We start from the raw sequence: 22,447 nt of genomic DNA, 5'->3' as shown, positions 1-22,447 counted from the left end.
TCAACATTCAACACCGTCTTGGTGGAATGCTCATTTCTAAGCTTTCAACAAACAGAAGCAGTAGTGGTGGAGCCAAACGGGATCGAACCGTTGACCTCCTGCGTGCAAGGCAGGCGCTCTCCCAGCTGAGCTATGGCCCCGTATTTCTACAGGCGTTTCCCACACAAAATTGGTGGGTCTGGGCAGATTCGAACTGCCGACCTCACCCTTATCAGGGGTGCGCTCTAACCAACTGAGCTACAGACCCAATTTCGGGCTGCTTCTTATCGTCTTCTTCAATGAATCAAGCAATTCGTGTGGGAACTTATGGAGCAGCTGATGTCGTCGATTAAGGAGGTGATCCAGCCGCAGGTTCCCCTACGGCTACCTTGTTACGACTTCACCCCAGTCATGAATCACACCGTGGTAACCGTCCTCCCGAAGGTTAGACTAGCTACTTCTGGTGCAACCCACTCCCATGGTGTGACGGGCGGTGTGTACAAGGCCCGGGAACGTATTCACCGCGACATTCTGATTCGCGATTACTAGCGATTCCGACTTCACGCAGTCGAGTTGCAGACTGCGATCCGGACTACGATCGGTTTTATGGGATTAGCTCCACCTCGCGGCTTGGCAACCCTCTGTACCGACCATTGTAGCACGTGTGTAGCCCAGGCCGTAAGGGCCATGATGACTTGACGTCATCCCCACCTTCCTCCGGTTTGTCACCGGCAGTCTCCTTAGAGTGCCCACCATGACGTGCTGGTAACTAAGGACAAGGGTTGCGCTCGTTACGGGACTTAACCCAACATCTCACGACACGAGCTGACGACAGCCATGCAGCACCTGTCTCAATGTTCCCGAAGGCACCCTTCCATCTCTGGAAAGTTCATTGGATGTCAAGGCCTGGTAAGGTTCTTCGCGTTGCTTCGAATTAAACCACATGCTCCACCGCTTGTGCGGGCCCCCGTCAATTCATTTGAGTTTTAACCTTGCGGCCGTACTCCCCAGGCGGTCAACTTAATGCGTTAGCTGCGCCACTAAGAGCTCAAGGCTCCCAACGGCTAGTTGACATCGTTTACGGCGTGGACTACCAGGGTATCTAATCCTGTTTGCTCCCCACGCTTTCGCACCTCAGTGTCAGTATCAGTCCAGGTGGTCGCCTTCGCCACTGGTGTTCCTTCCTATATCTACGCATTTCACCGCTACACAGGAAATTCCACCACCCTCTACCATACTCTAGCTCGTCAGTTTTGAATGCAGTTCCCAGGTTGAGCCCGGGGATTTCACATCCAACTTAACGAACCACCTACGCGCGCTTTACGCCCAGTAATTCCGATTAACGCTTGCACCCTCTGTATTACCGCGGCTGCTGGCACAGAGTTAGCCGGTGCTTATTCTGTCGGTAACGTCAAAACAATTACGTATTAGGTAACTGCCCTTCCTCCCAACTTAAAGTGCTTTACAATCCGAAGACCTTCTTCACACACGCGGCATGGCTGGATCAGGCTTTCGCCCATTGTCCAATATTCCCCACTGCTGCCTCCCGTAGGAGTCTGGACCGTGTCTCAGTTCCAGTGTGACTGATCATCCTCTCAGACCAGTTACGGATCGTCGCCTTGGTGAGCCATTACCTCACCAACTAGCTAATCCGACCTAGGCTCATCTGATAGCGCAAGGCCCGAAGGTCCCCTGCTTTCTCCCGTAGGACGTATGCGGTATTAGCGTCCGTTTCCGAGCGTTATCCCCCACTACCAGGCAGATTCCTAGGCATTACTCACCCGTCCGCCGCTCTCAAGAGGTGCAAGCACCTCTCTACCGCTCGACTTGCATGTGTTAGGCCTGCCGCCAGCGTTCAATCTGAGCCATGATCAAACTCTTCAGTTCAAACATCTTTGGGTTTTTAAGAAACCCTAAACTTGGCTCAGCAATCGTTGGTTACATCTTTGATTTCTCGCGGAGTAACTTGTGATGCTGATAATCTTGTTGACTATCAGTCTGACTCCACAAGCACCCACACGAATTGCTTGATTCAGTTGTTAAAGAGCGGTTGGTTAAGATCTTTCGTCTCAACCGAGGCGCGCATTCTACAGCAGCCTCTGTTGCTGTCAAGCGGTTATTTTCAGAAGTTTTCAAGGTTTTCCTTAACAACTTCAACCACTTGCGCTTTCGATCTCTCGTTAGCGGGAGGCGAATTCTACAGCGTTACTCGCTGCTGTCAACACCTCTTTTTTCCGCTTTCGACCGAGAAGATCGAACCGTCAAAAGAGCCAAACAACACCGCCCTTTCAACTCCTTCTGGCTTCGATGAACTGAAGCGTAACCACTGTCGAAAACTGCGTAACTCATTGTTTACCAAGGAGTTTTCCGTTTCGACTGCGCCGGAAGTGGGGCGAATTATAGGCTTTCAGAATCTGCCGTCAACCCCTGATTACACTTTTCTATCAATAACTTGCGCAAAGCAGGAAAACTGCGCACTCCCCTCTATATAGGAGAGCAAAACCAGCCTGCTATATAGAAGGAATACTCAGAGCACTCCAGACGCCTTGAACCCAGCAATGACGCCAGCATCCAGACCCAACACCCGCTGCAGAACCTCCAGCGTGTGCTCACCCAACAAAGGAGGTGCACTACGGTACTCCACCGGAGTCCCGGACAGACGTATCGGGCTCGCAACCTGCGGCACCATCCCGGCCAAAGCATGAGGCAGCTCAATGGCCAACCCCCGCGCCTGAACCTGAGGATCGGCAAACATCTGAGCCAGATCATTGATCGGTCCGCATGGCACGCCTGCCTGCTCCAGCTGCGCCACCCATTCGGCAGTAGTCTTGAACACGGTCGCCTGGCGGATAAGCGGAATCAATACCGCTCGGTTAGCCACCCGCAATTTGTTGGTCGCAAAACGTGGATCATCCGCCCACTGCGGCTGACCAGCCACCTGCGCAAACTTGCGGAACTGCCCATCATTACCCACGGTAAGGATGAAATCGCCATCAGCCGTAGGAAAGTCCTGATAAGGCACGATATTCGGGTGAGCGTTGCCCAGGCGTTTAGGCGCAACGCCTGTAGTCAGGTAGTTCATCGCCTGATTGGCCAGACACGCCACCTGAACATCCAGCAATGCCATATCTATATGCTGACCGCCACCGCCCTGATCCCGATGAGCCAAGGCCGCCAGGATCGCTACCGTTGAATAGAGACCGGTCAAAATATCTGTCAACGCCACACCGACTTTCACCGGGCCCGCGCCTTCATCTCCTTCGGGACGACCGGTCAAACTCATCAGACCGCCCAAGCCCTGGATCATGAAGTCATAACCCGCACGCTTGGCATACGGACCGGTCTGACCGAATCCGGTGATCGAGCAATAGATAAGCTTCGGATTAATCGCCTTGAGCGACTCATAGTCCAACCCATAAGCCGCCAGACCGCCGACCTTGAAGTTTTCAATGAGGATGTCCGACTTCGCCGCCAACTCACGCACGAGCTGCTGTCCTTCTGGCCGCGTGAAGTCGATGGTCACTGATTGCTTGTTGCGGTTGGCGGACAAGTAATAAGCCGCCTCGCTGGTGTTCTCGCCATAAGCGTCTTTAAGGAACGGAGGCCCCCAGGCGCGCGTGTCATCGCCATTGCCCGGGCGCTCGACCTTGATGACTTCGGCGCCAAGGTCCGCCAGGATCTGCCCGGCCCAAGGCCCGGCAAGCACCCGCGATAAATCCAGTACCCGTAGATGCGAAAGCGCGCCCATGACCGTTCTCCTATTAATAGAACGCCTGGATGCCGGTCTGCGCGCGACCGAGGATCAGTGCGTGGACGTCATGCGTACCTTCATAGGTATTCACCACTTCCAGGTTGACTAGATGCCGAGCGACACCGAATTCATCGGATATACCGTTGCCACCCAGCATGTCGCGCGCCATGCGGGCGATGTCGAGGGACTTGCCACAGGAGTTGCGCTTCATCATCGAAGTAATCTCGACGGCAGCAGTGCCCTCATCCTTCATACGACCCAGACGCAGGCAGCCTTGCAGCGCCAGAGTGATTTCGGTCTGCATGTCAGCCAGCTTCTTCTGGATCAACTGCGTGGCTGCCAATGGACGACCAAACTGCTTACGATCCAGGGTGTACTGACGGGCGGTGTGCCAGCAGAACTCGGCAGCGCCCAGTGCGCCCCAGGAAATGCCGTAACGTGCCGAGTTAAGACAGGTAAAAGGACCTTTCAAGCCGCGAACATCCGGAAAGATGTTCTCTTCAGGGACAAACACGTTGTCCATGACGATCTCGCCGGTGATGGATGCACGCAGGCCAACCTTGCCGTGAATCGCCGGAGCGCTCAGGCCTTTCCAGCCCTTCTCCAGAACAAAACCACGAATGTCGCCCGCGTCGTCCTTGCCCCAAACTACGAACACATCGGCGATCGGGCTGTTGGTGATCCACATTTTGCTGCCGGTGAGGCTGTAGCCACCTTCCACTTTGCGTGCTCGAGTAATCATCGCACCCGGGTCGGAACCGTGGTCAGGTTCGGTCAGACCAAAGCAACCGATCCATTCACCCGAGGCCAGCTTCGGCAGGTATTTCTGCTTCTGTGCTTCGGTACCGAATTCGTTGATCGGCACCATGACCAGCGAGGACTGCACGCTCATCATCGAGCGATAGCCGGAGTCGACACGCTCGACCTCACGGGCAATCAGACCGTAGCTGACGTAGTTAAGGCCGCTGCCACCGTATTGCTCAGGAATGGTCGCACCCAACAGGCCCACTTCACCCATCTCGCGAAAGATCGCCGGGTCGGTCTTCTCATGACGGAAAGCTTCGAGAACGCGCGGCGCGAGCTTCTGCTGAGCGAATTGCAGAGCAGTGTCGCGAATCATGCGCTCTTCTTCAGTGAGCTGTTGATCCAGCAGCAGTGGATCGATCCAGTTGAAGCTAGCTTTACCGCCCATGAGTGAGTCCTCTCGAATCGGGTCAAATAACGTGGAGTGATCCTAGGCCGGGTTTGGCTTCACGACAAACGAGGATTTTGCATACTGTTGTGCTAATTTCTCACTCCGTAACGTCGCAAAAATAGCCTATATGCGATGTATTAGTGAGGTTGACGTACATGCGCAGGAAGATCCCCAGTACAACCGCCCTGATCAGCTTTGAAGCTGCAGCGCGCCACGAGAGCTTTACCAAGGCCGCCCAGGAACTTTCCCTCACGCAGGGAGCGATTTGCCGACAGATCGCCAGCCTGGAGGAGTTCCTCAGCGTCGAACTATTCCGACGCTCCCGGCGCGGAGTGAAGCTGACCGAGGCCGGGCTTTCCTACAGCCGCCGAGTGGCCACCCAACTCGATGCGGTTGAACGCGACACTTTGTCAGTGATGGGCCAGCAAGGCGCCAACATGATCGAGTTGGCGGTGGTGCCAACCTTCGGCACTCAATGGCTGCTGCCGCGACTCAAGGATTTTCAGCACAAACATCCAGAAGTGACGGTCAACCTCACCAATCGCACGCGCCCTTTCCTGTTTGCCGACACGGATTTCGACGCCGCGATCTATTTCGGCGATGCCGATTGGCCGGGTACCGAATCCCACAGGCTGATGGGCGAAAATCCGATGCCGGTGTGCAGCCCCAACCTTCTCGGCAAAAAGACACTCCTCACGCCTGCGGAAATTGCTGATCTACCCCTACTGCAACAGACCACCCGTCCCTATGCCTGGCGCCAGTGGTTCAATTCCCAGGACCTTAATATCCCGCGAGACATGACAGGGCCGCGTTACGAGCTATTCTCCATGCTCGCCCAAGCAGCGATGCACGATATGGGGATCGCTCTGATTCCACCATTCCTGATTCAACGTGAATTGACGGAGAAGCGCCTGGTGATTGCTAACCCTCAAGCCCTATCCAGCATCAAGGCTTACTACCTGATGATTCCGGAGCGAAAAGTCGAATCAGCCTCTTTGAAGGCATTTCGCGATTGGCTGGTGAATCAGGCACAAAGCTACAGCCTAGAAGGATAAAGGCTCACACCAATTAGCTGACCTCGTAGTCATAAAAACAGACACACTACAGATATAAGTATTTGTCGCATATGAACAGACTGTACTGATAGCAGTACAAACGTCCCACAAGGTCCGGAGGACGTGGCTTTCAGCCTCTATTGGCCAGCAGTGACGCTTCATTCACCGAGCCGACGTGTAAATACTTGAATTTTTGCCGAAATCCTTATAAGCCACGGGTTATAAGGGATTTAACCGACCCGTGCGACATTCGGTCACAGGGTGACTTGTAGTTAATTTTCCGTCACCCGTCATAATCCCTTGAAGGGCACAAAGTTCGCCTGCAAAATGCCGCGCCCCGCCCTGATTTGGCGGGATCGTGCTGATCGGCCGCCCCAGCCGCACCATTCGAAGTGCCTGGGTTTACTCAATAAGATCACGCAGGAGATTTGACGTGCACATTGGTGTTCCTCTCGAAACCCAGACGGGTGAAACACGGGTTGCTGCAACCCCGGAAACCATCAAGAAGCTGATCGGCCAGGGTCATAAGGTCACTGTGCAAAGCGGCGCCGGCATTAGTGCCAGCGTTGTCGACAGTGCTTATGAAACGGCAGGCGCAACCATTGGCAGCGCCAATGATGCATTTGGCGCAGAGCTGATTCTCAAGGTGGTCGCCCCCAGCGACAGCGAGCTGACGCTGATAAAGAGCGGCACCGTTGTGGTGGGCATGCTCAACCCGTTCAGCAATGAAACCATTGCCAAGCTGGCCGAGTGCGGCATTACCGCATTTGCGCTGGAAGCCGCACCGCGCACCTCCCGCGCCCAGAGCCTGGATGTGCTGTCTTCCCAGGCCAACATCGCCGGCTATAAAGCTGTGCTGCTTGCCGCCCACTACTATCCTCGCTTCATGCCAATGCTGATGACTGCCGCGGGCACTGTGAAAGCGGCGCGCGTGCTGATTCTCGGTGCCGGTGTGGCCGGTTTGCAGGCGATTGCCACGGCGAAACGTCTGGGTGCAGTCATCGAAGCGTCCGACGTGCGTCCTGCGGTGAAGGAACAGATCGAATCCCTGGGTGCGAAATTCGTCGAAGTGCCGTACGAAACCGATGAAGAGCGCGAATGCGCCGTCGGTGTCGGCGGTTACGCACGCCCCATGCCGGCCAGCTGGATGCAGCGTCAGGCCCAGGCCGTGCATGAACGTGCCAAGCAAGCTGACATCGTCATCACCACCGCACTGATCCCGGGCCGCAAGGCGCCGACGCTATTAAGCGCCGAAACCGTGGCGCAGATGAAGCCCGGCTCGGTGGTCATCGACCTCGCGGCAGCCCAGGGCGGCAACTGCCCGCTGACCGTGGCCGATCAGGTGGTCGTCGAGAATGGCGTGACCATTTGCGGCCCGACCAATCTGGCCGGCGCAGTCGCGGCCGATGCTTCGGCGCTGTACGCGCGCAACCTGCTGGACTTCCTGAAGCTGGTCTTCAACAAAGAAGGCCAGTTTGAAGTGAACCTCGAAGACGACATCGTCGCCGCGTGCCTGATGTGCCGCGACGGCCAAGTCATCCGCAAAAACGCCTAAGCAGGGATTCAGACGATGGAAGAGCTTATCTCCCCCGGTATCTACAACCTGATCATCTTCGTGCTGGCGATTTATGTCGGTTATCACGTGGTGTGGAACGTTACACCTGCACTGCACACGCCATTGATGGCAGTGACCAACGCCATTTCGGCGATTGTGATCGTCGGCGCCATGCTGGCGGCCGCTTTGACCGTGACGCCACTGGGCAAGACCATGGGCACCCTGGCGGTGGCTCTGGCGGCAGTGAACGTGTTCGGTGGTTTCCTGGTCACCCGTCGCATGCTTGAGATGTTCAAGAAAAAAGCCCCGAAAGCCGTAAAAGAAGAGGCGCCCAAGTAATGAGCATGAATCTGGTAACGACGCTCTATCTGATCGCGTCGATCTGCTTCATCCAGGCCCTCAAAGGCCTGTCGCACCCCACTACGTCGCGTCGCGGCAATGTCTACGGCATGCTCGGCATGGCCTTGGCGATTCTCACTACGGTCGGCCTCATTTATAAGCTCGGGGCTGAGCTGGCGACGGCCGGCATCGGTTACGTCATCGTCGGTCTGTTGGTCGGCGGCACTGCCGGTTCGATCATGGCCAAGCGTGTTGAAATGACCAAGATGCCAGAGCTGGTCGCTTTCATGCACAGCATGATCGGTATGGCCGCAGTGTTCATCGCGATCGCGGCGGTGGTTGAGCCGCAGTCTCTGGGCATCGTTAAACAGCTGGGTGATTCCATTCCGGCGGGCAACCGTCTGGAGCTGTTCCTCGGCGCGGCCATCGGCGCAATCACCTTCTCCGGTTCGGTGATCGCATTTGGCAAGCTGTCGGGCAAGTACAAGTTCCGACTGTTCCAGGGCGCACCAGTACAGTTCAGCGGTCAACACAAGCTGAACCTGCTGCTGGGTCTGGCGACGTTGGCATTGGGCGTCACCTTCATGCTGACCGGCAGTCTCAGCGCTTTCGCACTGATGCTGGCCCTGGCCTTCGTGATGGGCGTGCTGATCATCATCCCGATCGGCGGCGCGGACATGCCCGTCGTGGTGTCGATGCTCAACAGCTACTCGGGCTGGGCCGCAGCGGGTATCGGCTTTTCGCTGAACAACTCGATGCTGATTATTGCCGGCTCGCTAGTGGGCTCAAGCGGTGCGATCCTTTCGTACATCATGTGCAAGGCGATGAACCGCTCGTTCTTCAATGTGCTGCTCGGCGGTTTCGGTAACACGGCGGATGCCGCTGGCCCGGCAGGCTCGAAAGAAGCTCGCCCGGTGAAGTCCGGCTCGGCTGACGACGCCACCTTCCTGCTGACCAACGCCGACACCGTGATCATCGTTCCGGGCTATGGCCTGGCGGTAGCCCGTGCGCAGCACGCATTGAAAGAACTGACCGAAAAACTGAGCCACCGCGGGGTGACGGTGAAGTACGCGATTCACCCCGTAGCAGGGCGGATGCCTGGCCATATGAACGTCTTGCTGGCCGAGGCTGAAGTGCCTTATGACCAGGTGTTCGAGATGGAAGACATCAACTCCGAGTTCGGCCAGGCCGACGTGGTGCTGGTGCTCGGCGCCAACGACGTGGTGAACCCGGCCGCGAAGAATGATCCGAAATCGCCGATTGCCGGCATGCCGATTCTCGAAGCGTTCAAAGCCAAGACCATCATCGTCAACAAGCGCTCAATGGCCAGCGGCTATGCCGGCCTGGACAACGAGCTGTTCTACCTGGACAAGACCATGATGGTATTTGGCGACGCCAAGAAAGTTATCGAAGACATGGTTAAAGCAGTCGAGTAAACACTGCTCCAGCGCAATACCAAAAACCTCAGCCTTTAGTAGGCTGGGGTTTTTTTATTCCTCGTGAAACCCGACCAAAGGCTCTAAATCAGGGGCTGGCATTCGACCATGGTAGCGGGACGATTTTTTTTCAAATCACTAGACTGCGCATCTTGCTTTCGCTGCCCGAGATATCAATCCATGTACCGTGACCGTATTCGCTTGCCTTCATTGTTGGACAAGGTAATGAGCGCCGCTGACGCTGCCGCTCTGATTCAGGACGGCATGACCGTCGGCATGAGCGGCTTTACCCGCGCCGGCGAAGCCAAGGCCGTGCCGCATGCCCTGGCCGAGCGCGCCAAGGTCACGCCGCTGAAAATCACCTTGATGACCGGTGCCAGCCTGGGCAACGACCTCGACAAACAACTGACCGAGGCCGGCGTGCTGTCGCGACGCATGCCGTTTCAGGTGGACAGCACCTTGCGCAAGGCGATCAATGCCGGCGAAGTCATGTTCATCGACCAGCACCTGTCGGAAACCGTGGAACAACTGCGCAACCAGCAACTCAAGCTGCCGGACATCGCAGTGATCGAAGCTGTGGCAATCACCGAGCAGGGCCATATCATACCGACCACCTCAGTGGGCAATTCCGCCAGCTTCGCGATTTTCGCCAAACACGTGATCGTCGAGATCAACCTGGCTCACAACCCGAATCTCGAAGGTCTGCACGACATCTATATCCCGACCTACCGGCCGACCCGCACGCCTATTCCGCTGGTGAAGGTCGATGATCGCATTGGCAGCACCGCCATCCCGATACCGCCCGAAAAAATCGTTGCGATCGTGATCACTAATCAGTCCGACTCGCCGTCCACTGTCTTGCCACCCGACAGCGACACACGGGCCATCGCTGACCATTTGATCGATTTCTTCAAACAAGAAGTGGCTGCCGGGCGCATGACCAACAAGCTCGGACCGCTGCAAGCCGGTATTGGCACTATCGCCAATTCGGTGATGTGCGGCTTGATCGACTCGCCGTTTGAAGACCTGACCATGTACTCCGAAGTGCTGCAGGATTCGACCTTCGATCTGATCGACGCCGGCAAACTGAGCTTTGCTTCGGGCAGCTCGATCACCTTGTCCAGTCGGCGCAATGCCGATGTGTTCGGGAACCTGGAGCACTATAAGGACAAGCTGGTGCTGCGCCCCCAGGAAATCTCGAACCACCCCGAAGTGGTGCGACGCCTGGGTATCATCGGTATCAACACCGCGCTGGAATTCGATCTGTATGGCAACGTCAACTCCACTCATGTCTGCGGCACACGGATGATGAATGGCATCGGTGGCTCCGGCGATTTCGCGCGCAATGCGCACCTGGCTATCTTTGTTACCAAGTCGATTGCCAAAGGCGGCGCGATTTCCAGCGTGGTCCCCATGGTCAGCCACGTCGACCACACAGAACACGACGTCGACATTCTGGTCACCGAGATAGGCCTGGCCGACCTGCGAGGCCTGGCGCCCCGGGAGCGCGCTCGCGTCGTCATCGACAACTGTGTTCACCCGGACTATCGCCCAGCCTTGAATGACTACTTCACCGCCGCTTGCGCAGTCGGTGGGCATACCCCGCACATCCTTCGCGATGCCCTGAGCTGGCACATCAACCTGGAAGAAACCGGGCGCATGCTGGCGGTGTAATTGATACAGATTGCAGCTGACGCAAACACAGTTTCGTCAGCTTGCTGTCGCAACACTCAACCTCATCAAAAACTGTACTGCTGTACCGGTCTTTTCCTACCGTAATTGCCTGCCCTTCTCGCTCAAATACCAAAAAATGCACTGATTCAGTGCGGATAGGTACAGTTGCCTCAATTTTGACCAGTACACCGTCTTTTAACAGTTAACTGGTCCCTCACAATACAGGTGAACTGTATCTACAGAGAATGGCCGAACGAGAGGATTATGGGCACCAGTCAAACCACTACCTAATCCCGCCACAAGCGGAAGGATGAAAACCATGGAACGTACACTCAGTTCCGAACTGTTCTTCGAAGACACCGCTGCAAAAACCCAGGCTTCCATGCCTCTGCGCGTTCTCGCCAACCTGATGCTGTGGCAGCGCCGCATTACCAGCCGCCATCAACTGGCTCGTCTGGATTCGCGACTGCTGGCTGATGCCGGGATTAGCGAAGCACAACGCTATGAAGAGCTGAGCAAGCCGTTCTGGCGCTAAGTTAGCGTCGCTGGCTCTGATCCTTCGGATCCACCGCCAGCAACCCGAATTGAATACACAAAACCCGTCGTGGGAAACCACGGCGGGTTTTGTCGTTTTGGCGCTCTCAGAGTGGCCGTAAAAAAGAGATAGCCGTCCATAGGTACAGTTTAAAATAATAACAATTTAACCAGTACACTTTTATCCTAAGCTCGATACCCTAGAGCAACAGGGTTCGCCGACAGCCCCTCAGCCTTTCTGGCGTTAGCTTCTCCATTAACAGGGGACTGTTCTAACCCAGGTGCACAGGCCTAATATCCAAATAGAATGTGGCAAATGCTTTACGACAGTGTCTAATCCTGCGCCACTCTTAATCGGTCTATCCAAAGGAGCTATTCCATGTCCCGTCTTCGTCTGCTCAGTGCTGCTGCCCTGCTTGCCGTGGCTGCCAATTCCCACGCCACCAGTTTCATCGTGACCACCGATTCCATTGTTGGTGGGCTGAAGGCTTCCTCCGACGCGACCTCAGATGTTTCGTCTTCCTTTCGTGATGACAAAATCGTCCGTGCTGCTCGGGACGATGCCGCCAGTTTCGTCGCCAGTGAAGGTGCGATTCGTGGTGTGAAACTCGAAAGCGCTTTCGACCATATCCGCCAACAGACTCCACAACTGAATGCGACCGACGCACAGCTGGCCCAAGCCATCCTGACGATCTAAGCGACAGCTCTGAAGTGGGACACGCACGTCGTGTCCCGCTGTTTCGGTGCTGGCTCTAGCCCGGGCATTACGCTAGCCTTGGGACTCGCTTTCAGCTATCGAGTCTCATGCGTTTTCTTTCAAGCTGGTCGATCACTGCGGTTGTTCTTGCGGCTTGCTGGTCGGGTTCGACCCATGCTTTCGACGCGTTCAACCTGTCTACGCAAGGCACCGTGGCCAGTGGTTATGCCACCAGCGTGGTGACCTCCGCACCCTTCGACCATAAATTGCTGATCGCCGCCCGGGATGACGCTGCCGCGTTCATTGCCAGTGACGGCCAGCTGCGAGGAGCGCAACTGGAGTCGGCCTTGATCTACCTGCGCCGGATCCAGCCAAAACTTCATGCCAGTGATCTTGAACTGGCACAGTCAATTCTCGTCCAATAGTTATCCCTTGCCTCTCCGGAGTCGTTCCATGCGTAGCCCGCTGATTGCTGCCACCCTTGGTCTGCTGTTATTGGCCGACGTGACCCAGGCACACACCCTGGTAGCCACCAGTAACATCATCATTCAAGCCTCCCAACGCACGCTTGATTTCACATCCGATACCACCACGTCCATCCGCGATTCGAAGATTGTCCGTGAAGCCCACGACGACGCGGCCAGTTTCGTCGCCAGCAACGGTGAAATCCGCGGCGCGCACCTGGAAGCGGCCTTCGACACCTTGCGCACCCGCGTACCGGAAGCCCGCGACGCCAGTGATCAGGTTCTCGCCGAAGCCATCCTCGCACTGTGAGGTCACTAGGCGTCTGGCTATTGGCCGGGGTTGTATTGCTGCTCGGCAATACGGCGCAGGCGGGCCTGCAACTACGGCTCAAGACCGACGGTCTGAGCCCTGCGCAACAGCAGGCCAGTCAGGCGCTGCTCGATGAAGCCATCCAGGCGTTACCGCCGCGCTTCATCGAGCAACTGGACCGGCGCATTGATGTCGGCTGGACCGACGACATGCCGAGCGATGCCTACGGTCAGGCGTCGCTGGTGTCCGAGCTGGACCTGAATCGCAATCTGCTCGCCAGCCTCACCAACGGCAGCGCCGCAACCCAAAAAACGTATCGCCCCCACGGCACCGTGCGCCGGGAAATGCTCGCCACGGTGTTGCACGAACTCACCCATATTTATGACCGCGCGCGCCTATGGCCAGCTGTCGAGCGCACACTGATCCAGCGTTGCACGCAACGTAACAGCAGCTCCGGGCTGATCGGCATCCCCGATCAATGCCGTGGGCAGACGGAGCGACGCTGGACCCTCAGCGATGACCCTCGTCTACTGGATTTGGCCGGTTGGCCGCAATACGTCGGTCGGCGCGGCGAGCGCGAACAGCACAACCGGCAGATTGCCCGCAGCCCGGACATCTACGAGACGAGCAGCCCGAAGGAGTTCGTCGCGGTCAATATGGAGTATTTCCTCCTCGACCCAAGCTATGCCTGCCGTCGCCCTGCGCTGTACCGTTACTACAAAGAACATTTCGGCTGGGCACCCGCCGCCAAAGACATGTGCGGCCAATCCTTCGCATTCCTCAATGCCGGCAACGACTTCGCCAAACAACCCTTGGGCCAGGTCGATCCGGAGCGGGTTTATGCTGTTGACTACCTGCTGGCAGAAGCCAACCAGAACTGGGTCAGCCGCTGGGGCCACAGTATGCTGCGACTGGTGATCTGTGCTCCGGGCCGGCCTCGCGGGCCGGATTGTCGACTGGATCTGGATCAGCATCTGGTGTTGTCCTACCGCGCCTTCGTCGGTGACGTACAGCTGTCGAGCTGGGACGGGCTGGTGGGTAAATACCCATCGCGCCTGTTTGTCTTGCCGCTGGCCCAAGTGATCGACGAATACACCAAGACCGAACTGCGCAGCCTGGCCTCAGTGCCGCTGAACCTGTCGCACAGCGAGATCGAAGACGTAGTGGAACACGCCGCGGAGATGCACTGGAGTTACGACGGCAACTATTTTTTCCTGTCCAACAACTGCGCGGTAGAAGGCCTGAAATTACTGCGCAGCAGCACCAACAATGCGCAACTGGTCGGCCTCGACAGCATCATGCCCAACGGTTTGCTGGAAGTGCTCAAGGGCCGGGGACTGGCAGACACCAGCGTGCTGGACGATCCCCGCGAAGCGCTGCGTCTGGGCTATCGCTTCGACTCCTTCCGCGATCGTTATCAAGCGATGTTCGAAGTGCTGAAAAAGCATTTGCCGATCAAGCAGGAAAAGGTCGAGGACTGGTTGTCACTGAAAGCCGAAGAACGCCGCAAATGGATTGACCAGGCTGATTTGCGCACCAGCGCGGCGTTGCTGCTGCTGGAACAGGCCAGTTTCCGTCAGCAGATGGTGCTGGCCCAGGACGAAGTGAAGCAACGCTATCTGGGCGCTCGGGAATTGAAGAATGGCGGCATGGATAAAGCCAATGCGACCTTGCAGCAGATTCTCGCCAACAGCGGCTTCCTCAGCCGTCCGGCCGAACTGCTCGGCACGGGTGGTTATGGTTTGCCGCAGCCGAATGAATGGACACGTCTGGAGTCGGAAAGCAGCTTGCGCCAGAAGCAGCTTCAAGCGCTGACCGGGGATCTCGACAAGGAAGTGAGAGCGTTGCTCGAGCCGAGTCGTGCCGCCGAAATGGCTGCCAACGAAGCCAATCTGAAGCAGGTTGGCGAACATTTGCGCAAGCTGCACAAGGCCGCGGGTGGGTTGGAATTGCCCTGAAGCATAAGACCCCGAGAGAACAAAATCCTCTGTGGCGAGGGAGCTTGCTCCCGTTCGACGGCGAAGCCGGCGCAATAGGGTGCCTGGTCGATTTTGGGGCCGCTTCGCGCCCCAGCGGGAGCAAACTCCCTCGCCACAGTGGGTCGCCTGATTGCTTGCCTGTGGGTCAATACAAAACCCCATCAAGAATCTCACAAACAATCCCGGTGCCTACGGCGATCAGCACAATATCCTCACAGCCATACAGCAAAAAGGGCCTCAGAACGTAGTCCTGAAGCCCTCGGTCTTGCTGTTCAGTCTGTGCCGCGAGGCGCTAATTCCTCAGTATCAGGCACTTTACCTTCAGCTGACCCGCGCTTTACGCACGCCGTCGGACAAGGCTGCGCACAGGCTGAGGACGCCCTCCACCGCCTGATCCGGCGTTGATGCATTGGCGATGTGATCGATCAGCGCCGACCCCACCACCACACCATCGGCCAGACGTGCGATTGACGCGGCCTGCTCCGGTGTACGAATACCAAAACCGATGCTGATCGGCAGATCGGTATGGCGACGCAGACGGGTGACGGCTTCTTCGACATGTTCCAGAGTCGCCGCGCCCGCACCGGTCACACCCGCCACCGACACGTAGTAAACAAAGCCGGAACTGCCGTTCAATACCGTCGGCAAGCGCACGTCATCAGTCGTCGGAGTAGTCAGACGGATGAAGTCCAGGCCCGCCGCCTGTGCCGGGTCGCACAGCTCAGCGTTATGTTCCGGCGGCATGTCGACCACGATCAGGCCATCGACACCGGCCTCTTTGGCTTCAGCGATGAAACGCGGCACGCCGTACATGTGAATTGGGTTGAAGTACCCCATCAGCACCAAAGGCGTCTCGCTATTGCCTTCGCGGAACTCGCGAACCATTTGCAGGGTTTTCGCCAGGTTCTGTTTGGCGCCCAAGGCACGAATGTTCGCCAGTTGAATCGCCGGGCCATCGGCCATTGGATCGGTGAAGGGCATGCCCAACTCGATCACGTCGGCACCCGCTCCCGGCAAGCCTTTGAGGATCGCCAGAGACGTGTCGTAGCTCGGGTCGCCAGCGGTCACGAAGGTCACCAGGGCGGCGCGGTTCTGTTCCTTGAGTTCGGCAAAACGCGTTTGCAGGCGGCTCATCAGTGTTTCTCCTGCTTGGATTGCTCTTGTTGAGAGTGTTCCATGTGGTGCATCACGGTCTGCATGTCTTTGTCGCCACGGCCGGACAAGTTGACCACCATCAGGTGATCTTTCGGCAGCGTCGGTGCGCGTTTGAACACTTCAGCCAGGGCATGGGCGCTTTCCAGTGCAGGAATAATCCCTTCCAGACGGCAGCATTTGTGGAACGCGTCGAGGGCTTCGTCGTCGGTCACCGAGGTGTACTGGACGCGGCCGATGTCATGCAACCAGGCGTGTTCCGGGCCGATGCCCGGATAGTCGAGGCCAGCGGAAATCGAATGAGCGTCGATAATCTGGCCGTCATCGTCCTGCAACAGGAAAGTACGGTTGCCGTGCAGCACGCCCGGTACGCCGCCGTTCAGGCTGGCCGCGTGCTTGCCGGTTTCGATGCCGTAACCGGCAGCTTCAACACCGATGATCTCGACGCTCTTGTCATCGAGGAACGGGTGGAACAGGCCCATGGCATTGGAACCACCACCGATGCACGCCACCAGACTGTCGGGCAGACGGCCTTCCTGGGCTTGCAACTGCTCGCGGGTTTCCTTGCCGATCACAGCCTGGAAGTCGCGAACCATGGCGGGATACGGGTGTGGGCCGGCCACGGTGCCGATCAGGTAGAAGGTACTGTCGACGTTGGTCACCCAGTCACGCAGGGCTTCGTTCATCGCATCTTTGAGGGTGCCGGTGCCGGCGACCACCGGGATCACTTCGGCGCCCAGCAGCTTCATGCGAAACACGTTGGCTTGCTGACGTTCGATGTCGGTGGTGCCCATGTAGATCACGCAATCGAGGCCGAAACGCGCAGCCACGGTGGCGGTCGCCACGCCGTGCATGCCGGCGCCGGTCTCAGCGATGATGCGTTTCTTGCCCATGCGCCGCGCCAGCAGGATCTGGCCGATGCAGTTGTTGATCTTGTGCGCGCCGGTGTGGTTCAGCTCTTCGCGCTTGAGATAAATCTTCGCACCACCGCAGAACTCTGTCAGACGCTCGGCGAAATACAGTGGGCTTGGACGTCCGACATAATCACGCTGAAAGTAGGCCAATTCTTCTTTGAACGCCGGATCCTCCTTGGCCGCTTCGTATTCGCGGGCCAGATCGAGGATCAACGGCATCAGGGTTTCGGCGACGTAACGGCCACCGAACGCGCCGAACAGGCCGTTGGCGTCGGGGCCGTTGCGCAGATTAGTCTGGGTCATGGGTCGCTCCAGTTGTATTCGAGAGGTGACGATGGGGTTCACTCTACCCCTGACGTTCCGCACTGAAAACCGATAAGATCGCCACAACCTGTCAGGAAAACTCACAGATCCCATGAGCCACGACCTTCCTCCGCTGAACGCTCTTCGCGCCTTCGAAGCCACTGCCCGCCTGAACAGCGTCAGTCAGGCCGCCGAACAGCTGCACGTCACTCATGGCGCGGTCAGCCGACAACTCAAGGTGCTGGAAGAACACCTCGGCGTGAGTCTGTTCATCAAGGATGGACGCGGCCTGAAACTCACAGATGCCGGTGTCCGTTTGCGCGATGTCAGCGGTGAAGCCTTCGAGCGATTGCGCAGCGTTTGCGCCGAACTGACCCAAAGCACCGCCGACGCGCCGTTCGTACTCGGCTGCTCGGGCAGTCTGCTGGCACGCTGGTTCATTCCGCGTTTGGGGCGGCTCAATGCGGACCTGCCGGATCTGCGTTTGCATCTGTCGGCTGGCGAAGGCGATCTCGACCCTCGGCGGCCCGGCCTGGATGCCTTGCTGGTATTTGCCGAGCCGCCATGGCCGGCGGACATGCAGGTCTACGAATTGGCCAGCGAACGCATCGGCCCGGTCATGAGCCCACGATTCGTCGGCTACGAAAGGCTGCAGAACGCACCGGCAAACGCACTGTTGACCGAACCCTTGCTGCACACCACCTCACGCCCGCAAGCCTGGCCGAGTTGGGCACAGCAAAGCGGCCTCGACACAAAAGAGCTGAAGTACGGCCAGGGTTTCGAGCATTTGTATTATTTGCTGGAAGCGGCAGTGGCCGGGCTGGGTGTGGCCATCGCGCCCGAGCCGCTGGTGGCCGAGGATTTGAAAGCCGGTCGCCTGGTTGCACCATGGGGTTTCTGTGAAACCCCGGCGCAACTGGCGTTGTGGCTACCCAAGCGCGCCGCGGACGGGCGCGCTCGGCAACTGGCGCAGTGGCTTAAAAACGAACTGCGCCAGGCATCTTAATTACCGCGTCTGCACAGCAGGTAGGCTGCCAGAAGACCCAGCGCACCCACGGCGACACCGGCGGTAGTCCAAGGGTGTTCCTGGGCGTAGTCACGTGTCGCGATCCCGGTTTCACGGGTTTTGACCTTGACCTCTTCATAAGCATCGGAGAGCAGATGACGCGAATGTTTCAGCGCATTTTCGGCGTTGATTTTCAGCGTTTTAAGGGTTTTACGCGACTCGTCCGAGGCGTCGTCCTTCAGGCTTTCCAACGATTTCAGCAGACTCTCGATTTCGGCTTCCATGCTTTGCAATGAGGCTTTGCGTAACGAGGTATTGGCCATGGTGGCTCTCCTGCATTGTTTGAGTTGCGTGTGTTGGTTGGGACTTCAGGGGGGCGAGAAAGTGCAGTAAATCTGAACATCCCTGCGGATCAGTCAAGGAAGAAATACAAAAAATCACTGCTAGGCTGTATTTCACACCTCAAGGAGAACGCCATGACTGACCATCACACCTACAAGAAAGTCGAGCTGGTTGGCTCATCCACCACCAGCATTGAAGATGCGATCAACAACGCCCTGGCCGAAGCCAATAAAAGCCTCAAGTACATGGAATGGTTTGAAGTGACCGAAACCCGTGGGCACATCAAGGACGGCAAAGCGGCACACTTTCAGGTGACGCTCAAAGTCGGATTCCGGATCGCCAGTAGCTGAATTTTAGCCAGGCTTCTGAACTTGCGCGCCGGTCGAATGCCATAGGGAATGGCTGAGCGCTACGTGGTGAGCGCATCCGGCCGACAGCTGGACGCCTTCCCCTATTGATCCGATCAGGGAGTGCAACCCATGAAGACGTTTATTTTGGCGGCAGGTTTGTTGAGCCTGGCGGGAACAGCCTTTGCCCAGGGCAAGTCGTGCGACGAGCTGAAAGCCGAAATCGCAGCGAAACTGGATGCCAAGGGTGTTTCCAACTACACACTGGAGATCGTCGACAAAGGCGCTGCTGCTGACGGAAAAGTCGTTGGCACCTGTGAAAAAGGCTCCAGGCAAATCGTCTACAAGCAGGGCTGACCGCCCTCGAAAATGAAAAAGCCGACGCAATGGCGTCGGCTTTTTTGTGGGTGCGGTTTGCGCCTCAGCCCTTCATGACCTGCGCCAGCAACTCATAGGAGTGCACGCGATCGGCATGTTCGTACAGGTCACAGGTAAAAATCAGCTCATCGGCCTGAGTCTGCTCGATCAGCACTTCCAGTTTGGCGCGAATTTTCTGCGGGCTGCCGACCATGGCCAGGCCAAGGAAATCACCGACCGCTTCTTTCTCATGGGGCAGCCACAAGCCGTCCATGGTCTTCACAGGCGGGCGTTGCACCAGGCTCTGGCCACGCATCAACGCGAGAATCCGCTGGTAGACCGAAGTGGCCAGGAAATCGGCCTGCTCATCAGTATCCGCTGCCACCAACGGCACGCCGAGCATCACGTAAGGCTTATCCAAAACCGCGGAAGGCTTGAAGTGGTTGCGGTAAACGCGAATCGCCTCATGCATGAAGCGCGGTGCGAAATGTGAGGCGAAGGCGTAGGGCAAACCGCGCTCACCGGCCAGTTGGGCACTGAACAGGCTCGAACCCAGTAACCAGATCGGGACGTTGGTGCCGGTACCCGGCATGGCAATGATCCGCTGGTCCGGCGTGCGTGGGCCGAGGTAGCGCATCAGTTCGGCCACGTCTTCCGGGAAGTCGTCGGCACTCCCGGAGCGCTCACGACGCAAGGCGCGGGCGGTCATCTGATCGGAGCCGGGGGCGCGCCCCAGGCCCAGGTCGATCCGTCCTGGGTACAGACTTTCAAGGGTGCCGAACTGTTCGGCGATCACCAGCGGCGCGTGGTTGGGCAACATCACGCCACCCGAACCGACACGAATGGTCGAAGTGCCACCGGCCAGATAGCCCAGCAGAACTGAGGTCGCCGAACTGGCGATCCCGTCCATGTTGTGGTGCTCGGCGACCCAGAAGCGGTTGTAGCCGAATTTTTCGACGTGCTGCGCCAGATCCAGGGAATTGTGCAGGGACTGGGCCGCGCTGCCGTTCTCCCGCACGGGCACCAGATCAAGGGTGGAAAACTTGATATCAGATAGTCGTTTCATCAACCTGCTTCTCCAATGGGTAAACAGGTTTTTTCACGACGAAAACCTGCCAAGTCTATAAGCGTGCTCTATGCAATGAGGGCATATACCCGAGTTTCAAGAGAACAGACAAAATTCCTACACGATTAGAGGACTGATCAGATGAGGTGAACTTTGCCTGACGGTCTATCCTCAGAACCCTGGTAACCGAAAACCACGAAGGCGCGACGTTTCGTGCCGGATATTGAGGAGGCAGACATGGCTATCACAAAGAAAGCATCGGCTCATTGGGAAGGTGATCTGAAAACCGGTATCGGCTCGATTTCCACCGAAACCGGTGTCCTCAAAGAAGCGCCCTACGGCTTCAAGGCCCGTTTCGAAGGCGGTAAAGGCACCAATCCGGAAGAGCTGATCGGCGCGGCTCACGCGGGCTGTTTTTCCATGGCGTTTTCAATGATTCTCGGCGAGGCCAACCTTAAGGCCGACAGCATCGACACCACTGCCGAAGTCACTCTGGACCAAGTAGATGGTGGCTTTGCAATCACGGCGGTAAAACTGATTCTCAAGGCGAAAATCCCCGGGGCGACCCAAGCGCAATTCGAGCAACTGAGCAACAAAGCCAAAGAAGGCTGCCCGGTGTCCAAAGTGCTGAATGCGAAAATCAGCCTGGATGCGACGCTGGTCAGCTGATAATGGGTTGATACGTTAGCGGGTAAAAGATCGCAGCCTTCGAGGGCTCCCTTGCGCAGGTTGCGGTCTTTTTTTGCCCTGAAACATAACCTGACAGACAAAACTGTGGTCGAATAAATGACAGCAGCTTCAGCGCATCACCCTGCGCGCTGCCTTAAGGGAGCTTCAACCATGAAACGTTTTGCCTTGGCGGTTATCTGTTGCACGCTGGCCACATCGGCCCTCGCGGCACCGAAATCCTGTGAGGAACTCAAGGCCGAGATCGAAGCCAAGATCCAGGCCAATAACGTCACCTCCTACACCCTCGAAATCGTCACCAACGACGAAGTGCACGATCAGAACATGGTCGTGGGCTCATGCGAATACGGCACCAAAAAAATCATCTACCAAAAAAATGACCGCTGATTCGTCTCACATGACGCAGTTGGTCAGCCGATCTTCCGCAACAATTTCCCGTTTGGCGTTGTACAGCCGGGCGCTGGGGGTGAACGCTATAGAACGCGCTTCCAACAGGTAACGCTGGCCGGCCTCGAAATGGTCGTAGTTGATGGTCAGGTAGCACAGCCGCTCCAGCGGAGCATTCATCAAGCCCGAGCCGCCACCAAACACTTCAAAATCGAAACGTACCCTCAGTTCATGGCTACCCGGGGTGACCTGGAAGTAACGTCCGTCGCTCAGCCGCTGGTTGTCCAGCCGTTCGGCCATCAGCAGTTTCCCGCCGGGGCTCGGCGTAGCGAAGTCGACCCAGGCCATTTGCGGATCGACCGCCGGCAACGGACTCGTGCACCCGACAAAGGCGCCTGCAGCGAGCAACAGCAACAACCTGCGCATGATGAGTTTCCCAAGGACTGATCATTCAGCATAGCGTCGATCAAGTACGTTGGCAGCCTGCCGGTGTGCCCTGCCCAATCACTTTTCGCTGTTGATCGTAGAGCTTCGCCCACGGCCGAAAACCGATATACCCCGCTTGCAGCTGATACCGTTGACCGGCGTTGAAGTCCTTGAATTTCACATTCAGCTGGCAGTCGCGCCACAGCGGCTCGGCGTCGGGGCCAATGTTGGTCGGCTGGACTGCGAACAAGTAGCGAACCGTCAGCTCATGGCTACCCGGCTGCACCTCGAAGTAGCGCTTATCGATGGAAGCCTTGTTATCGACTTCCAGCGCTTGCAGCGCGGTGTCTTCCAGCCGTGAATCCAGATCGATCCATGCCTGCGAAGGATCAGGGGTGGGCAGTCCAGCACAACCGGCCAGCATCAGCAGGCCTCCCGTCAGCATCAACTTGCGCATAGCGGAGCTCCAATAGGCGGGATAGTCTTGCGGGC

Annotated in this window: 23 protein-coding genes, 2 tRNA genes and 1 rRNA gene; 15 read left to right on the top strand and 11 right to left on the bottom strand. The window is 57.3% G+C overall.

What is annotated here, in order from left to right; genetic code table 11:
* Nucleotides 1-64: 64 nt before the first annotated feature.
* From LOY56_RS00575 to LOY56_RS00555, 5 genes are all read right to left on the bottom strand, one after another.
* Nucleotides 65-140, bottom strand: a tRNA-Ala gene (locus LOY56_RS00575).
* A gap of 30 nt (nucleotides 141-170) precedes the next feature.
* Nucleotides 171-247: transfer RNA gene (locus tag LOY56_RS00570), tRNA-Ile, on the bottom strand.
* Between the two features lie 82 nt (nucleotides 248-329).
* A 16S ribosomal RNA gene (locus LOY56_RS00565) occupies nucleotides 330-1,866 on the bottom strand.
* Between the two features lie 640 nt (nucleotides 1,867-2,506).
* The gene (locus tag LOY56_RS00560; RefSeq protein ID WP_258618695.1) at nucleotides 2,507-3,727 is read right to left on the bottom strand and encodes a CaiB/BaiF CoA-transferase family protein; all 1,221 of its coding nucleotides are present in this window, start codon (nucleotides 3,725-3,727) and stop codon (nucleotides 2,507-2,509) included.
* Between the two features lie 13 nt (nucleotides 3,728-3,740).
* Nucleotides 3,741-4,922, bottom strand: coding sequence for an acyl-CoA dehydrogenase (locus tag LOY56_RS00555; RefSeq protein ID WP_258618693.1), 1,182 nt, complete (start codon nucleotides 4,920-4,922; stop codon nucleotides 3,741-3,743).
* 158 nt (nucleotides 4,923-5,080) lie between these two features.
* Here LOY56_RS00555 and LOY56_RS00550 point away from each other — a divergent pair, with 158 nt between their 5' ends.
* The 10 genes from LOY56_RS00550 to LOY56_RS00505 all read left to right on the top strand — a co-directional run bounded on the left by LOY56_RS00550 (nucleotide 5,081) and on the right by LOY56_RS00505 (nucleotide 14,947).
* Nucleotides 5,081-5,980: a LysR family transcriptional regulator gene (locus LOY56_RS00550; protein ID WP_258622928.1), complete on the top strand. Its 900-nt coding sequence runs from the start codon at nucleotides 5,081-5,083 to the stop codon at nucleotides 5,978-5,980.
* Between the two features lie 433 nt (nucleotides 5,981-6,413).
* Nucleotides 6,414-7,535 (top strand): Re/Si-specific NAD(P)(+) transhydrogenase subunit alpha, encoded by a 1,122-nt coding sequence (locus LOY56_RS00545; RefSeq protein ID WP_258618691.1) that lies wholly within the window; start codon nucleotides 6,414-6,416, stop codon nucleotides 7,533-7,535.
* 15 nt (nucleotides 7,536-7,550) lie between these two features.
* Nucleotides 7,551-7,874 (top strand): NAD(P) transhydrogenase subunit alpha, encoded by a 324-nt coding sequence (locus LOY56_RS00540; protein ID WP_003187010.1) that lies wholly within the window; start codon nucleotides 7,551-7,553, stop codon nucleotides 7,872-7,874.
* Entirely contained in the window at nucleotides 7,874-9,310 is a 1,437-nt protein-coding gene (locus LOY56_RS00535) for an NAD(P)(+) transhydrogenase (Re/Si-specific) subunit beta (protein WP_258618685.1), read from the top strand. The genes LOY56_RS00540 and LOY56_RS00535 overlap by 1 nt, the downstream gene beginning before the upstream one ends.
* Before the next feature lie 180 nt (nucleotides 9,311-9,490).
* Complete coding sequence (locus tag LOY56_RS00530) at nucleotides 9,491-10,984, top strand: acetyl-CoA hydrolase/transferase family protein (protein WP_258618683.1); 1,494 nt, start codon at nucleotides 9,491-9,493, stop codon at nucleotides 10,982-10,984.
* 319 nt (nucleotides 10,985-11,303) lie between these two features.
* Nucleotides 11,304-11,519 carry a DUF1127 domain-containing protein gene (locus tag LOY56_RS00525; protein WP_095055374.1) on the top strand — a complete coding sequence of 72 codons (216 nt, stop codon included), beginning with the start codon at nucleotides 11,304-11,306 and terminating at the stop codon, nucleotides 11,517-11,519.
* Nucleotides 11,520-11,897: 378 nt separating this feature from the next.
* On the top strand, nucleotides 11,898-12,215 hold the full coding sequence (locus tag LOY56_RS00520; protein WP_258618682.1) for a DUF2388 domain-containing protein: 318 nt from the start codon (nucleotides 11,898-11,900) through the stop codon (nucleotides 12,213-12,215).
* A 107-nt stretch (nucleotides 12,216-12,322) separates the two neighbouring features.
* A complete protein-coding gene (locus LOY56_RS00515) occupies nucleotides 12,323-12,640 on the top strand; it encodes a DUF2388 domain-containing protein (protein ID WP_258618681.1) in 318 nt (105 codons plus the stop codon).
* Nucleotides 12,641-12,668: 28 nt separating this feature from the next.
* Complete coding sequence (locus LOY56_RS00510) at nucleotides 12,669-12,989, top strand: DUF2388 domain-containing protein (protein WP_258618680.1); 321 nt, start codon at nucleotides 12,669-12,671, stop codon at nucleotides 12,987-12,989.
* Entirely contained in the window at nucleotides 12,986-14,947 is a 1,962-nt protein-coding gene (locus LOY56_RS00505) for a DUF4105 domain-containing protein (protein WP_258618678.1), read from the top strand. The genes LOY56_RS00510 and LOY56_RS00505 overlap by 4 nt, the downstream gene beginning before the upstream one ends.
* Nucleotides 14,948-15,289: 342 nt before the next feature.
* Here LOY56_RS00505 and trpA read toward each other — a convergent pair whose 3' ends face one another.
* The gene (trpA, locus tag LOY56_RS00500; protein ID WP_258618676.1) at nucleotides 15,290-16,102 is read right to left on the bottom strand and encodes a tryptophan synthase subunit alpha; all 813 of its coding nucleotides are present in this window, start codon (nucleotides 16,100-16,102) and stop codon (nucleotides 15,290-15,292) included.
* Complete coding sequence (gene trpB, locus LOY56_RS00495) at nucleotides 16,102-17,337, bottom strand: tryptophan synthase subunit beta (protein WP_007902766.1); 1,236 nt, start codon at nucleotides 17,335-17,337, stop codon at nucleotides 16,102-16,104. Before trpB ends, trpA begins: the two co-directional genes overlap by 1 nt.
* Before the next feature lie 112 nt (nucleotides 17,338-17,449).
* Between trpB and LOY56_RS00490 the strand changes: the two genes are divergently transcribed.
* On the top strand, nucleotides 17,450-18,343 hold the full coding sequence (locus LOY56_RS00490; RefSeq protein WP_258618673.1) for a LysR family transcriptional regulator: 894 nt from the start codon (nucleotides 17,450-17,452) through the stop codon (nucleotides 18,341-18,343).
* Here the strand turns inward: LOY56_RS00490 and LOY56_RS00485 are convergent.
* Nucleotides 18,340-18,666 carry a YqjD family protein gene (locus tag LOY56_RS00485; protein ID WP_008008037.1) on the bottom strand — a complete coding sequence of 109 codons (327 nt, stop codon included), beginning with the start codon at nucleotides 18,664-18,666 and terminating at the stop codon, nucleotides 18,340-18,342. The two genes, LOY56_RS00490 and LOY56_RS00485, sit on opposite strands and share 4 nt — an antisense overlap.
* Nucleotides 18,667-18,819: 153 nt before the next feature.
* Between LOY56_RS00485 and LOY56_RS00480 the strand changes: the two genes are divergently transcribed.
* Both LOY56_RS00480 and LOY56_RS00475 read left to right on the top strand, forming a co-directional pair.
* Nucleotides 18,820-19,035: a dodecin gene (locus LOY56_RS00480; protein WP_007902773.1), complete on the top strand. Its 216-nt coding sequence runs from the start codon at nucleotides 18,820-18,822 to the stop codon at nucleotides 19,033-19,035.
* A 129-nt stretch (nucleotides 19,036-19,164) separates the two neighbouring features.
* Entirely contained in the window at nucleotides 19,165-19,389 is a 225-nt protein-coding gene (locus LOY56_RS00475; RefSeq protein ID WP_258618672.1) for a DUF1161 domain-containing protein, read from the top strand.
* Between the two features lie 64 nt (nucleotides 19,390-19,453).
* Here the strand turns inward: LOY56_RS00475 and LOY56_RS00470 are convergent, their stop codons facing one another.
* Complete coding sequence (locus LOY56_RS00470; RefSeq protein ID WP_258618671.1) at nucleotides 19,454-20,455, bottom strand: LLM class flavin-dependent oxidoreductase; 1,002 nt, start codon at nucleotides 20,453-20,455, stop codon at nucleotides 19,454-19,456.
* A gap of 237 nt (nucleotides 20,456-20,692) precedes the next feature.
* On the opposite strand from LOY56_RS00470, the gene LOY56_RS00465 reads away from it, so the two are divergent.
* Both LOY56_RS00465 and LOY56_RS00460 read left to right on the top strand, forming a co-directional pair.
* Nucleotides 20,693-21,124: an OsmC family protein gene (locus tag LOY56_RS00465; RefSeq protein WP_258618670.1), complete on the top strand. Its 432-nt coding sequence runs from the start codon at nucleotides 20,693-20,695 to the stop codon at nucleotides 21,122-21,124.
* Between the two features lie 171 nt (nucleotides 21,125-21,295).
* Complete coding sequence (locus tag LOY56_RS00460) at nucleotides 21,296-21,529, top strand: DUF1161 domain-containing protein (RefSeq protein ID WP_258618668.1); 234 nt, start codon at nucleotides 21,296-21,298, stop codon at nucleotides 21,527-21,529.
* A gap of 6 nt (nucleotides 21,530-21,535) precedes the next feature.
* Here the strand turns inward: LOY56_RS00460 and LOY56_RS00455 are convergent, their stop codons facing one another.
* Nucleotides 21,536-21,955 carry a hypothetical protein gene (locus LOY56_RS00455; protein ID WP_123720043.1) on the bottom strand — a complete coding sequence of 140 codons (420 nt, stop codon included), beginning with the start codon at nucleotides 21,953-21,955 and terminating at the stop codon, nucleotides 21,536-21,538.
* Between the two features lie 40 nt (nucleotides 21,956-21,995).
* A complete protein-coding gene (locus tag LOY56_RS00450; protein WP_258618667.1) occupies nucleotides 21,996-22,412 on the bottom strand; it encodes a hypothetical protein in 417 nt (138 codons plus the stop codon).
* Nucleotides 22,413-22,447 lie beyond the last annotated feature (35 nt).

The sequence above is a fragment of the Pseudomonas sp. B21-048 genome, assembly GCF_024748615.1.
In the GTDB taxonomy this organism is placed as follows: domain Bacteria; phylum Pseudomonadota; class Gammaproteobacteria; order Pseudomonadales; family Pseudomonadaceae; genus Aquipseudomonas.
Note: the sequence above shows the minus strand (reverse complement) of the source record. Positions and strands in the feature narration are given on the sequence as shown.